This window comes from Pseudomonas wadenswilerensis, from assembly GCF_024749185.1.
In the GTDB taxonomy this organism is placed as follows: Bacteria; Pseudomonadota; Gammaproteobacteria; order Pseudomonadales; family Pseudomonadaceae; genus Aquipseudomonas; species Aquipseudomonas wadenswilerensis.
The window spans coordinates 4,313,713-4,326,919 of the sequence record NZ_CP087191.1; the positions used below are offsets into that span (position 1 = coordinate 4,313,713).

General features: G+C 63.2%; 14 protein-coding genes. 12 read left to right on the forward strand and 2 right to left on the reverse strand.

What is annotated here, in order from left to right; genetic code table 11:
- The first annotated feature begins 70 nt into the window (after positions 1-70).
- From minD to LOY45_RS19800, 6 genes are all read left to right on the forward strand, one after another.
- Positions 71-883, forward strand: a complete 813-nt coding sequence (gene minD, locus LOY45_RS19775; RefSeq protein WP_045195453.1) for a septum site-determining protein MinD — start codon at positions 71-73, stop codon at positions 881-883.
- 3 nt (positions 884-886) lie between these two features.
- Complete coding sequence (minE, locus tag LOY45_RS19780; RefSeq protein WP_010224188.1) at positions 887-1,141, forward strand: cell division topological specificity factor MinE; 255 nt, start codon at positions 887-889, stop codon at positions 1,139-1,141.
- A 108-nt stretch (positions 1,142-1,249) separates the two neighbouring features.
- Entirely contained in the window at positions 1,250-1,885 is a 636-nt protein-coding gene (locus tag LOY45_RS19785) for an RluA family pseudouridine synthase (RefSeq protein ID WP_115085793.1), read from the forward strand.
- Between the two features lie 137 nt (positions 1,886-2,022).
- The gene (locus LOY45_RS19790) at positions 2,023-3,312 is read left to right on the forward strand and encodes a M18 family aminopeptidase (protein ID WP_115085792.1); all 1,290 of its coding nucleotides are present in this window, start codon (positions 2,023-2,025) and stop codon (positions 3,310-3,312) included.
- Positions 3,313-3,472: 160 nt separating this feature from the next.
- Complete coding sequence (locus tag LOY45_RS19795) at positions 3,473-3,637, forward strand: hypothetical protein (RefSeq protein ID WP_166675657.1); 165 nt, start codon at positions 3,473-3,475, stop codon at positions 3,635-3,637.
- Positions 3,638-3,685: 48 nt separating this feature from the next.
- On the forward strand, positions 3,686-5,845 hold the full coding sequence (locus tag LOY45_RS19800) for a mechanosensitive ion channel family protein (RefSeq protein ID WP_115085791.1): 2,160 nt from the start codon (positions 3,686-3,688) through the stop codon (positions 5,843-5,845).
- On the opposite strand, the gene phnR is transcribed toward LOY45_RS19800, so the two are convergent.
- Entirely contained in the window at positions 5,842-6,555 is a 714-nt protein-coding gene (gene phnR, locus LOY45_RS19805; RefSeq protein WP_115085790.1) for a phosphonate utilization transcriptional regulator PhnR, read from the reverse strand. The genes LOY45_RS19800 and phnR overlap by 4 nt on opposite strands.
- 292 nt (positions 6,556-6,847) lie before the next feature.
- On the opposite strand from phnR, the gene LOY45_RS19810 reads away from it, so the two are divergent.
- The 6 genes from LOY45_RS19810 (at position 6,848) to LOY45_RS19835 (ending at position 12,144) form a co-directional block, all read left to right on the forward strand.
- On the forward strand, positions 6,848-7,912 hold the full coding sequence (locus LOY45_RS19810; protein ID WP_115085789.1) for an ABC transporter substrate-binding protein: 1,065 nt from the start codon (positions 6,848-6,850) through the stop codon (positions 7,910-7,912).
- A 132-nt stretch (positions 7,913-8,044) separates the two neighbouring features.
- Complete coding sequence (locus tag LOY45_RS19815; RefSeq protein WP_233673618.1) at positions 8,045-8,851, forward strand: alkaline phosphatase family protein; 807 nt, start codon at positions 8,045-8,047, stop codon at positions 8,849-8,851.
- A complete protein-coding gene (locus LOY45_RS19820) occupies positions 8,848-9,690 on the forward strand; it encodes an ABC transporter permease (protein ID WP_258578230.1) in 843 nt (280 codons plus the stop codon). Before LOY45_RS19815 ends, LOY45_RS19820 begins: the two co-directional genes overlap by 4 nt.
- Positions 9,677-10,474 carry an ABC transporter permease gene (locus LOY45_RS19825; protein ID WP_115085786.1) on the forward strand — a complete coding sequence of 266 codons (798 nt, stop codon included), beginning with the start codon at positions 9,677-9,679 and terminating at the stop codon, positions 10,472-10,474. The genes LOY45_RS19820 and LOY45_RS19825 overlap by 14 nt, the downstream gene beginning before the upstream one ends.
- A 1-nt stretch (position 10,475) precedes the next feature.
- The gene (locus LOY45_RS19830; protein ID WP_115085785.1) at positions 10,476-11,465 is read left to right on the forward strand and encodes an ABC transporter ATP-binding protein; all 990 of its coding nucleotides are present in this window, start codon (positions 10,476-10,478) and stop codon (positions 11,463-11,465) included.
- A 25-nt stretch (positions 11,466-11,490) separates the two neighbouring features.
- Positions 11,491-12,144: an HAD family hydrolase gene (locus LOY45_RS19835; RefSeq protein WP_134061643.1), complete on the forward strand. Its 654-nt coding sequence runs from the start codon at positions 11,491-11,493 to the stop codon at positions 12,142-12,144.
- An 80-nt stretch (positions 12,145-12,224) separates the two neighbouring features.
- Here the strand turns inward: LOY45_RS19835 and LOY45_RS19840 are convergent, their stop codons facing one another.
- Positions 12,225-13,187, reverse strand: a complete 963-nt coding sequence (locus LOY45_RS19840; RefSeq protein WP_115085783.1) for an NAD(P)H-quinone oxidoreductase — start codon at positions 13,185-13,187, stop codon at positions 12,225-12,227.
- Positions 13,188-13,207 lie beyond the last annotated feature (20 nt).

The following is a 13,207-nucleotide window of genomic DNA, read 5'->3' on the forward strand; positions in this document are numbered from 1 at the left end:
ACTTTTTTCGATGTTGCCGTTTTTTGTATTTTTAGGGACTCGACGTCCTTTTCTTTAGGGGTGAAACACCTTGGCCAAGATTCTCGTGGTTACATCCGGCAAGGGTGGTGTGGGTAAGACCACCACCAGCGCCGCTATTGGTACCGGCCTCGCACTGCGCGGCCACAAGACTGTCATCGTCGACTTCGACGTCGGCCTGCGTAACCTCGACCTGATCATGGGCTGCGAACGCCGCGTGGTGTACGACTTCGTCAACGTGGTCAACGGCGAAGCCAACCTGCAGCAAGCGCTGATCAAGGACAAGCGCCTTGAGAACCTCTACGTGCTGGCCGCCAGCCAGACCCGCGACAAGGACGCGCTGACCCAGGAAGGCGTGGAAAAAGTCCTGATGCAGCTCAAAGAGGACTTCGAATACGTGGTCTGCGACTCGCCGGCCGGTATCGAGAAAGGCGCCCACCTGGCCATGTACTTCGCGGACGAAGCGATCGTCGTGACCAACCCGGAAGTCTCCTCGGTACGTGACTCGGACCGTATGCTGGGCCTGCTGGCGAGCAAATCGCGCCGCGCCGAACGCAACGAAGACCCGATCAAGGAGCACCTGCTGATCACCCGCTACCACCCGGAGCGCGTCAGCCAGGGCGAAATGCTCGGCGTCGAAGACGTCAAGGAAATCCTCTCGGTGGCCCTGCTGGGTGTTATTCCGGAATCCCAGGCGGTGCTCAAGGCATCCAACCAGGGTGTACCGGTGATTCTTGACGACCAGAGCGATGCTGGCCAGGCCTATAGCGATACCGTTGACCGCCTGCTGGGCAAAAACGTGGAACATCGGTTCCTTGATGTGAAGAAGAAGGGATTCTTCGAGCGCCTGTTTGGAGGCAACTAACCAATGAACCTTTTTGACTTCTTTCGTGCCAGCAAAAAAGTAAGCACCGCCTCGGTCGCGAAAGAGCGTCTACAGATCATCGTGGCGCACGAGCGCGGTCAGCGCAGTACTCCGGACTACCTGCCAGCCCTGCAGAAGGAACTGGTGGAAGTGATCCGCAAGTACGTCAACATCGGCTCCGATGATGTGCAGGTCGCTCTGGAAAACCAGGGCAGCTGCTCGATCCTGGAACTCAACATCACCCTGCCCGATCGCTGATAGCGTTTTCCGGCACCCTGTGGGAGCGGGCTTGCCCCGCGATAGCGATCTGTCAGTCACATCGCATCGCGGGGCAAGCCCGCTCCCACAACTATTTTGGAACACGCAATGCCGCTGTCCAACGTTCACATCCTGCATGAAGATGACGCCATCCTGGTGGTCAACAAGCCGACCCTGCTGCTGTCCGTGCCGGGCCGGGCCGAAGACAACAAGGATTGCCTGATCACCCGCCTGCAGGAAAACGGCTACCCCGATGCCCTGATCGTCCACCGCCTGGACTGGGAAACCTCGGGGATCATCCTCCTGGCCCGCGACGCCGACAGTCACCGCGAACTGTCCCGCCAGTTTCACGACCGCGAAACCGAGAAGGCCTACACCGCCTTGTGCTGGGGCCAGCCGGCGCTGGACAGCGGCAGCATCGACCTGCCGCTGCGCTACGACCCGCCGACCAAGCCGCGGCACGTGGTCGACCACGAGCAAGGCAAGCATGCCCTGACCTTCTGGCGCATCGTCGAGCGCTGTGGCGATCATTGCCGGGTTGAGCTGACACCGATCACCGGGCGCTCGCACCAGTTGCGTGTACACATGCTGTCGATCGGTCACCCGCTGCTGGGCGATCGCCTGTATGCCTATCCCGAGGCGCTGGCGGCCCATGAGCGGCTGTGCCTGCATGCGAGCATGCTGAGCTTTACCCATCCGGTTTCCGGGGAGCGGCTGCGCTTCGAGTGTCCGGCGCCGTTCTGATCGACCGCAGCGCTCCAATCGCCGGCAAGGCCGGCTCCCACAGGACCTGTGTGGGAGCCGACCTTGCCGGCGATGGGGTCCGCACAAATCCCCAGCCAAGTACGCTAAACTCGCGCCACTGCTGTCTGGAGTGACCTATGCGCGATGCACTGAATCAAGGCCTGATCGACTTCCTCAAGGCCTCCCCTACGCCGTTCCATGCCACCGCCGCCCTGGCCCAGCGCCTCGATGCCGCCGGTTACCAGCGCCTGGACGAGCGCGACAGCTGGGCCACCGTGGCCGGCGGTCGCTACTACCTGACCCGCAACGATTCCTCGATCATCGCCTTCAAGCTCGGCCGTCACTCGCCGCTGCTCGACGGTATCCGCCTGGTCGGCGCCCACACCGACAGCCCGTGCCTGCGGGTCAAGCCACAGCCCGAGCTGCAACGCCAGGGCTTCTGGCAACTGGGCGTGGAAGTCTACGGCGGCGCCCTGCTCGCACCGTGGTTCGACCGTGACCTGTCGCTGGCCGGGCGGGTAACCTTCCGCCGTGACGGCAAAGTCGAAAGCCAGCTGGTCGATTTCAAGCTGCCGATCGCGGTGATCCCGAACCTGGCGATCCACCTCAACCGCACCGCCAACGAAGGCTGGGCGATCAACCCGCAGACCGAACTGCCGCCGATCCTGGCCCAGGTCGCCGGTGACGAGCGCGTCGATTTCCGCGCCCTGCTTACCGACCAACTGGCCCGTGAGCACGGCCTGAACGCCGATGTGGTGCTGGACTACGAACTGAGTTTCTACGATACCCAGAGCGCCGCCCTGATCGGCCTGCACGGCGAGTTCATTGCCGGCGCCCGCCTGGACAATCTGCTGTCCTGTTATGCCGGCCTGCAGGCGCTGCTCACTGCCGACAGCGATGAAACCTGCGTGCTGGTGTGCAACGACCACGAAGAGGTGGGCTCTTGCTCGGCCTGTGGCGCCGACGGCCCGATGCTCGAACAGACCCTGCGCCGCCTGCTGCCCGACGGCGACGACTTTGTCCGCGCGATCCAGCGCTCGCTGCTGGTCTCGGCCGACAACGCCCACGGCGTGCACCCCAACTACGCCGACAAGCACGACGGCAATCACGGCCCCAAGCTCAATGCCGGCCCGGTGATCAAGGTCAACAACAACCAGCGCTACGCCACCAACAGCGAAACCGCCGGCTTCTTCCGCCACCTGTGCATGGCCGAGGAAGTGCCGGTGCAGAGCTTCGTGGTGCGCAGCGACATGGGCTGCGGCTCGACCATCGGCCCGATCACCGCCAGCCACCTGGGCGTGCGCACCGTCGATATCGGCCTGCCGACCTTCGCCATGCACTCGATCCGCGAGCTGTGCGGCAGCCATGACCTGGCGCACCTGGTCAAGGTGCTGACGGCGTTCTATCGCAGCCGCGACCTGCCGTAACTGCGCGGCGCCTGCATCGCTGGCAAGCCAGCTCCCACATGCCGAACCTGTGGGAGCTGGCTTGCCAGCGATGAGGCCCGCCAGCCTGACCCCGATCAACCCTCCCCCCGGCGAATCCCGCTATGCTTGAGCCATAACTCTCAAGTAAGGACCTTGCCGCATGTCAGCCTTTGCCTCTCTGTTCCTTCCGGTCATCGCCGGCCTGATCCTGCTGACCGTGGGCTTCAACATGCGCGATCGCAATATCGGTGTACTGATGATGTGGGTCGGTACCCTGGGCATGATCGGCATCATGTGCTGGAAGATCCTCGAGAAACTCAACTGACAAATACACTACACTCGGGCGATTGATCGTTTTGAGGTTGATTGTCCGGTGCCTGTCTTTTTCCGCGTTATTCTTTTGCTTCTGCCCTTGTTCTTGGTTGCGCCAGCGCACGCCGCCGGCCTGCCGGGCCTGCTCGGTGGCGGCAGCAAGGCCCAGCCCGAAGCCACAGAACCCCTGGGCCAGTCACTGGACGAAGTGATCAAGAGCCTGGAGAACGACCAGCAACGGGCCAAGCTGCTGGCCGATCTGAAAAAGCTGCGCGACAGCACCAAGCAGGCGCAACCCAGTGCCGAACAAGGCGTGCTGGGCCTGATCGGCAGCACCTTCAACGAGCTGGAAAAACAGTTCAGCGGCGAGGCCAGCCCGTTCAACCGCTGGACCCGCGAACTGGAGCTGGCGCAGATCGAGCTCGACGCCCGCCTGGTGCCCTGGCACGAGTGGCCGCCGATCCTCTTCGGCTTTGCCGCGATCATTGCCCTGTGGAGTCTGCTGGCCTACGCCCTGAACTGGGTCGGCCACCAGGTCCGCCTGCGCTTCGGCCTCACCGAAGAACTGCCACAACATCCACGGACCTGGGACCTGGTGCGCTTCGCCCTGCGCAAGCTCGGGCCCTGGCTGGTGGCGCTGGTGATCACCGTGTACCTGAGCTTCGCCCTGCCCTCGTCACTGGGCAAGTCGATGGCCATGGTCCTGGCCTACGCGCTGGTGGTGGGTACCTGCTTCTCGGCGATCTGCGTCATCGCCTTCTCTTTGCTCGACGGCCCGCACCGCCATCGCGCCCTGCACATTCTCCGCCACCAGGCCTTTCGCCCGCTGTGGCTGATCGGCAGCTTCGCCGCCTTCGGCGAGGCCATGAACGACCCGCGCATGGCCAGCGCCCTGGGCGATCACCTGTCGCACACCCTGGCAACCCTGGCCAATATCCTTGCCGGGCTGTCTACCGGGTTGTTCATCCTGCGCTTTCGCCGGCCCATCGCCCACCTGATCCGCAACCAGCCGCTGTCACGGCGCCTGACCCGCCGGGCGTTGAGCGACACCATCGAAATCCTCGGGACCTTCTGGTACCTGCCGGCGCTGGTGCTGGTGGCGATCTCGCTGATCGCCACCTTCATCTCCGCCGGCGACACCAGCACCGCCCTGCGCCAGTCACTGATGTGCACGGTGCTGCTGATTTTGTGCATGGTCATCAACGGCCTGGTGCGCCGCCACGGGCTCAAGCCGCAGCGGGCCAACCGTCGTCAGGCGGTGTACTCGGAACGCTTGAAGAGCTTTACCTACACCCTGGTGCACCTGGCCATCTGGCTGGTGTTCATCGAACTCGGCCTGCGCGTCTGGGGCTTTTCGCTGATCGGATTTGCCGAAGGCGAAGGCCATGAAGTGGCGGTGCGCCTGTTCGGCCTGGCCGGCACCCTGATCGCCGCCTGGCTGGTGTGGATTCTCGCCGACACCGCCGTGCACCACGCCCTGACCCGCTCGCGCAAGGGCCTGGCCAATGCTCGCGCGCAAACCATGATGCCGCTGATCCGCAACGTGCTGTTCGTGGCGATCTTCATCATTGCGGTGATCGTCGCCCTGGCCAACATGGGCATGAACGTCACCCCGCTGCTGGCCGGTGCCGGTGTCATCGGCCTGGCCATCGGTTTTGGCGCACAATCGCTGGTCGCCGACCTGATCACCGGGCTGTTCATCATCATCGAAGACTCCCTGGCCATCGACGACTACGTCGATGTCGGCGGCCACCTGGGCACGGTCGAAGGCCTGACCATCCGTACCGTGCGCCTGCGCGATATCGACGGCATCGTCCACACCATCCCGTTCAGCGAGATCAAGAGCATCAAGAACTACTCGCGCGAGTTCGGCTACGCGATCTTCCGCGTGGCCATCCCGCACAGCATGAACATCGACCAGGCGATCACCCTGATCCGCGATGTCGGCCAGAAGATGCGCAACGACCCGCTGATGCGCCGCAACATCTGGTCGCCGCTTGAACTGCAAGGCGTGGAAAGCTTCGAGTCGGGCTCGGCGATCCTGCGCGCGCGTTTCAAGACCGCGCCGATCAAACAGTGGGAAGTGTCGCGGGCCTTCAACCTGGCGCTCAAGCGTCAGCTCGATGAAGCCGGCCTGGACCTGGCCACCCCGCGCCTGAGCGTGCAGGTGATCACCGCCGATGCCAGCACGCCGTTCAGCGAAACGCCCACCAAGGCCTAACCGGCTTCGGCCTTGATGCGGATCGCATCATGGCGCCAATACTCCAGGTCACAGTCGATCAGCCGCCCGTGCTGGTCGCTGTTGACCCGGGTGATGTGTAGGCCGGGGCTGCCCGCCGACACCTTGAGCGCCAGCGCCGCCGCCACCGGCAAGGCGGTCGGCAGGATCTCGAAACGCACCCGGCCATACTCGATGGCGTAATGGCGGGCATAGAGCTCGGTCAGCGACTGGCTCAGGTCATGCTCGAGAATGCTCGGAAAGTATTCAGGGTTCAGGTAGTGCTCGGCATACAGCACCGCGCGCCCGTCAATCCGGCGTAGCCGGCAGACCTGGATCACACTCGACAACGGCGCCAGTTGCAGCCGCGCGCACACCGTTGCCGCCGCCGGCTGCAGGCGCGCCGACAATAGTTCGGTGCGCGCCTCGCGCCCTTGCTCACGGACCATGGCATGGAAGTGACTGCGCTCGTTCAGATCGTAGGTCAGCCGTGCGGGCGCGACAAACCAGCCGCGCCGCTCCTCGCGGTAAATCAGCCCGCGCGCCTCCAGTTGCACCAGCGCCTCACGCAGAGTAATGCGCGTGGTGTCGAACACCTCGCTGAGCTTGCGTTCGGCCGGCAGCTTGCAGCCGGGCGACAGGAGGCCATGCTCGATCTGCTCCTGCAGGGCATGACAGATGGCTGTTACTGCGCGTGGCGGCAGTGGCTGCATCAAAGGTTACCTATCTGGACTAGTCCAGCACCGGCAGCGCCCACATTTGGCGCCTTCAGGGCTATGAGAATAGTGCAAGCCTAGGCACTCCAGATGAATGCCAGATGACAGCCAGGGTGGTCTACGCTTGATTTTCAGGGGCGCGAGCCCTGGCTGGCAGCACGCCTGGACATCAAATTGTCATGCAACAGGCCTACCTTGGCTCAGGTATTGCTGACCTAGACCAACCGAACCGCAACAACGTCCAACAACACCATTAGCGTTTTGCAAGGCACCCATCAAGGAGCTTCGGATGAAACAGTTTTTTCTGGCGTCACTGTTAGGCTCGAGCATCGCTCTGTGCACCACGGCCATGGCCGCCGACACCGACCTCAAGGCCCTCGAGGACGCCGCTCGCAAGGAAGGCGCGGTCAACAGCGTGGGCATGCCCGATGCCTGGGCCAACTGGAAAGGCACCTGGGAAGACCTGGCGAAAAAATACGGCCTCAAGCACATGGACACCGACATGAGCTCGGCCCAGGAAGTGGCCAAGTTCGATGCCGAAAAAGACAACGCCAGTGCCGACATCGGTGACGTCGGCGCCGCCTTCGGCCCGATCGCCGTGGCCAAGGGCGTGACCCAGCCGTACAAGCCGAGCACCTGGGATCAGATCCCGGGCTGGGCCAAGGACCAGGATGGCCACTGGGCCCTGGCCTATACCGGCACCATCGCCTTCATCATCAACAAGCAACTGGTGAAGGAACAAGACATGCCGAAAACCTGGCATGACCTGGAAAAAGGCAAGTACAAGGTCGCCATCGGTGACGTCGGCACCGCCGCCCAGGCCGCCAACGGCGTACTGGCCGCAGCCATTGCCTACAAAGGTGACGAGAAGAACATCGAACCGGGCCTGCAGCTGTTCACCAAGCTGGCCCAGCAGAAGCGCCTGTCGCTGGCCAACCCGACCATCCAGACCCTGGAGAAGGGCGAGATCGAAGTCGGTGTGGTCTGGGACTTCAACGGCCTGAGCTACCGCCAGCAGATCGACCCGAAACGCTTCGAGGTGCTGATCCCGTCTGACGGTTCGGTGATCTCCGGTTACACCACGATCATCAACAAGTACGCGAAAAACCCCAACGCCGCCAAACTGACCCGCGAGTACATCTTCAGCGATGCCGGGCAGATCAACCTGGCCGAAGGTCACGCCCGGCCGATCCGTGCCGAGCACCTGAAGTTGCCGGCCGAGGTTCAGGCCAAGCTGCTGCCTAACGAGCAGTACCGCGCCGTGCAGCCGATCAAGGATGCGGCGGCGTGGGAAGCGACCTCCAAGGCCCTGCCGCAGAAGTGGCAGGAGCAAGTGATCATCGAGATGGAGTGAACCTTTGGGGGGTGTCAGGCAGCCCCTGCCGCCCCGATCGCTGGCAAGCCAGCTCCCACAAGGTCCGGTGTATGCAGTACCTGTGGGAGCTGGCTTGCCAGCGATGAGGTCAGCCACAATTGCGGAGTCCCTATGAACCACAACGTCATCCTGGTCCTGCTCGATGGCCTCAACCATCAGGTCGCGCACCACGCCATGGGCCATCTGCATGCTTATGTCGAAGCCGACCGCGCCGCGCTGTACCGGGTCGAATGCGAGCTGCCGTCGTTGTCGCGGCCGCTGTACGAATGCATCCTCACCGGTGTCGCACCGATCGACAGCGGCATCGTCCACAACAACGTCAACCGCCTGTCCAACCAGCGCAGCGTATTCCATTACGCCCGCGAAGCCGGCCTGGGCACGGCAGCGGCGGCCTATCACTGGATGAGCGAGCTGTACAACCGCTCGCCCTTCGACCCGCTGCGCGACCGCCACACCCACGCGCCCAAGCTGCCGATCCAGCATGGGCTGTTCTACTACGCCGACCACTACCCCGACTCGCACCTGTTCGCCGACGCCGAATACCTGCGCCGCCGTCATGCACCGAACTTTCTTCTGGTGCACCCGATGAACATCGACGATGCCGGCCACCGTCACGGCCTGGACAGCAGCCAGTACCGCAACAGCGCGCGCAGCGCCGACATCCTTCTGGCCGACTACCTGCGCACCTGGCTCGAAGAGGGCTATCAAGTGCTGGTCACCGCCGACCACGGCATGAACAACGACCGCTCGCACAACGGCCTGTTGGCCGAAGAACGCGAAGTACCACTGTTTGTTTTTGGCGAGGCGTTCAGCCTCGACCCGGCAGCCAAACCGCTGCAGACCGAACTGTGCGGCACCCTCTGCGAATTGCTCGGCGTGCCCCACGACAAACCGGTGTGCCGGGAGCTGCTCAAGTGAATTCGATCACGCGCGGCAAATGGCTGGCCCTGCTCTGCCTGGTACCTTTCGCAGTGTTTTTCATCATCTTCCAGATCGCCCCGCTGGCCTGGGTAATGCTCCACAGCGTGCAGGTGGAATCGACCTGGGGCCTGGATAACTTCAGCAAGGTGTTCAGCTCGAAGTTCTATCGCCAAGCGATCCAGCACAGCCTGGAAATCAGCTTCTGGTCGAGCCTGTTCGGCATCCTCATCGCCATCCTCGGCAGCTATTCCTTGCGCCGGGTCGACTCGCGCCTGCGCGATTTCGTCAACGCCTTCGCCAACATGACCAGCAACTTCTCCGGGGTGCCGCTGGCCTTTGCCTTCATCATCCTGCTCGGCTTCAACGGCGCGTTGACGATGCTGCTGAAACAGGCCGGGATCATCGAAGACTTCAACCTCTATTCCAAGACCGGACTGATCATCCTCTACACCTATTTCCAGATCCCCCTCGGCGTGCTGTTGCTCTACCCGGCCTTCGACGCCCTGCGCGAGGACTGGCGCGAATCGGCCGAGCTGCTTGGCGCCGGCGCCTGGCAATACTGGCGGCACATCGGCCTGCCGGTGCTCACCCCGGCGCTGCTGGGCACCTTCGTGATCCTCCTGGCCAACGCCCTGGGCGCCTACGCCACGGTCTATGCGCTGACCACCGGCAACTTCAACGTGCTGCCGATCCGCATCGCCGCGCTGGTGGCCGGCGACATCTCGCTGGACCCGAACCTGGCCAGCGCCCTGGCGGTCATCCTGGTCGGGCTGATGACCCTGGTGACTTTCGTCCATCAATGGCTGTTGAAGCGGAGCTACCATGTCGCGCGCTGAACCGGGCTCTGCCACGTTGTACCACCGCCTGGTGGTCTACCTGCTGTTCATCATTCTGCTGCTGCCGCTGGCCGGCACCCTGCTCTACTCGCTGGCCACCAGTTGGTCGGCCAGCCTGTTGCCCAGCGGCCTGACCTTCAAGTGGTACCTGGCGCTGTGGAGCGACCCGCGCTTTCTCGCCGCCTTCGGCCAGTCGCTGCTGGTCTGTGTCGGCGCCCTGCTGCTGTCGGTGCTGCTGATCCTGCCGCTGTTGTTCGTGGTGCATTACCACTTCCCCCGGCTCGATGCGCTGATGAACATCCTCATCCTGCTGCCCTTCGCGGTGCCGCCGGTGGTGTCGTCGGTGGGCCTGCTGCAACTCTACGGCTCGGGGCCGATGGCCATGGTCGGCACGCCGTGGATCCTGATCGGCTGCTACTTCACCGTGGCCCTGCCGTTCATGTACCGGGCGATCACCAACAACCTGCAGGCGATCAACCTGCGCGACCTGATGGACGCCGCCCAGCTGCTCGGTGCCAGCACCTTCCAGGCCGCCTTCCTGGTGGTGTTGCCGAACCTGCGCAAGGGCCTGATGGTGGCCTTGCTGCTGTCGTTCTCGTTCCTGTTCGGTGAGTTCGTGTTCGCCAACCTGCTGGTCGGCACCCGCTACGAGACCCTGCAGGTGTACCTCAATAACATGCGCAACAGCAGCGGCCACTTCAACAGTGCCCTGGTGGTTTCCTATTTCCTCTTCGTGCTGGTGCTGACCTGGGCAGCCAACCGCCTGAACAAGGACAAGTCCTGATATGAGCTTCGTCAGCGTACAGAACCTGCAAAAAAGCTATGCCGGCAGCCCGGTGTTCAACGACATCAACTGCCAGATCGAACGCGGCGAATTCGTCACCCTGCTCGGCCCTTCCGGTTGCGGCAAATCCACCCTGTTGCGCTGCATCGCCGGGCTGACCGCCGTGGACAGCGGGCGGATCTTGCTCGATGGCAACGACCTGGTGCCGCTAAGCCCGCAAAAGCGCGGGATCGGCATGGTGTTCCAGAGCTACGCGCTGTTCCCCAACATGACCGTCGAGCAGAACGTCGCGTTTGGCCTGCGCATGCAGAAGGTCAACAGCGACGATAGCCAGGCGCGGGTACGCGAGGTGCTGCAACTGGTCGAGCTGCAGGATTTTGCCCGCCGCTACCCGCACCAGCTGTCCGGCGGCCAGTGCCAGCGCGTGGCCCTGGCCCGCTCGCTGGTCACCCGCCCGCGCCTGCTGCTGCTCGACGAGCCGCTGTCGGCGCTGGACGCGCGTATTCGCAAACACCTGCGCGAGCAGATCCGTGCCATCCAGCGCGAGCTGGGCCTGACCACCATCTTCGTCACCCATGACCAGGAAGAAGCGCTGACCCTGTCTGACCGCATCTTCCTCATGAACCAGGGCCGCATCGTTCAGAGCGGCGATGCCGAAACCCTCTATACCGCGCCGGTGGACGTATTTGCCGCCGGCTTCATCGGCAACTACAACCTGCTCGATGCCGACAGCGCCAGCCGCCTGCTGCAGCGGCCGATTGGCAGCCGCCTGGCAATCCGCCCGGAAGCCATCGTCCTGAGCCTCAACGGCGAACTCGAGGGGCTGGTACGCAGTCACAGCCTGCTCGGCAACGTGATCCGCTACCGGGTCGAAGCGCGCGGGGTAGAATTGCTGGTCGATGTGCTCAACCGCTCGTCCGCCGACCTGCACCCGGATGGCCAGCGGGTATCCTTGTCGATCGATCCCACCGCCCTCTGCGAAGTCGCCTGAGGGTTGCACAGGAGTTTTTCTGAATATGGCACTAGCGATTTTCGATCTGGACGAAACCCTGATCCACGGTGACTGCGCGTCATTGTGGAGCGAGCAGATGGTCCGCCTTGGCTGGGTCGATGGCGAGTCGTTCCTGCGTCGTGACAAGGAACTGATGGATGCCTACGGCAAGGGCCATCTGGCCATGGAGGACTATATGACCTTCAGCCTGGAGCCGCTGATTGGCCGCACCCCGGAAGAAGTCGAGCATCTTGTAGCACCGTGGGTGGAAGATTTCATCGAGCCGATCATCTTCAGTGACGCCACCAAAACCATTGCCGCCCACCGCAAGGCTGGCGACCGGATCCTGGTGATTTCGGCCTCCGGTACCCACCTGGTCAAGCCGATTGCCGACCGCCTGGGCATCGATGAGATTCTCGGCATTGAGCTGGAGGTTGAGCGCGGCGCCTATACCGGCAAGACCACTGGCGTGCTGACCTACCGCGAAGGCAAGATCACCCGCTTGCTGGAATGGCTGGACCAGGAAGAAGAAAACCTTGAAGGCGCGAGTTTCTACTCGGATTCACGCAACGATCTGCCGTTGCTGCTGAAGGTGGATTTCCCGCATGTGGTCAATCCGGACCCGGTGTTGCGTGAGCATGCCGAGAAGAACAAGTGGCCGATTCATACCTGGAAATGAAAAGCATCGCTGGCAAGCCAGCTCCCACAGGTACTGCATATACCTGACCTGTGGGAGCTGGCTTGCCAGCGATGGGCGGACTACACCAGGCTCTCGTCGATCACCAGCACCAGCTTGCCCGACACCTGATTACTCGCCAGCTCGGCAAACGCCGCTTCGGCATCCTTGATCGGGAAGGCCTTGGCCAGTTGCGGCTTGAGCCGGCCTTCGCTGAACAGCGGCCACACCTGTTGGCCCAGATCGCTGAGCAGGTCAGCCTTGAACTGATCATCACGGGTACGCAAAGTCGAACCCATTACCTGCACGCGCTTGCCCAGCAGTTGCGCCAGGTCCAGCTCGGCCTTGCGCCCGCCCATCAGGCCGATGATCACCCAGCGTCCGTCCCGTGCCAGCAGCTTGAGGTTGAGCTCGGCATAGTTGGCGCCGACCGGGTCGAGGATCACGTTGAATGGGGCGAAATCATTCAGCGCGTTGAGGTCTTCACCACGCACCACGCCGCCGCTGGCGCCCAGCCCTTGGCAATAAGCCAGCCGCTCGGCCGAGCCAACGCTGACCCAGCACGGGCTGCCAAAGGCCTTGCACAGCTGGATCGCCGCCGAGCCGACGCCACTGGCGCCGGCATGCAGCAACACCTTCTCACCGGGCTTGAGCGCGGCCAGCTGGAACACGTTGAGCCAGGCCGTGGCATACACCTCGGGGATTGCCGCTGCTTCCTGCAGGCTGAGGCCTTCGGGTACCGGCAACACGTGGCGGCCATCGACCACCACTTCCTCGGCCATGCCGCCGCCGGCGAGCAAGGCACAGACCCGATCGCCGACCTTCCAGGAGGAACCGGCGCCCACTTCGCTGATGATCCCTGAGCATTCCAGGCCGAGAAACTCGCTGGCCCCCGGCGGTGGCGGGTAGAGCCCGGCACGCTGGAGCAGGTCGGCACGATTGAGGCCGGCTGCGGCCACGCGAATTCGTACTTGACCGATATCGCAAGCTGGACTTGTCGTCGCAACCCACTCCACATGTCCGTCAACGCCTTGCAATGCCTTCACAGTGCCTCCATAGTTGAGTC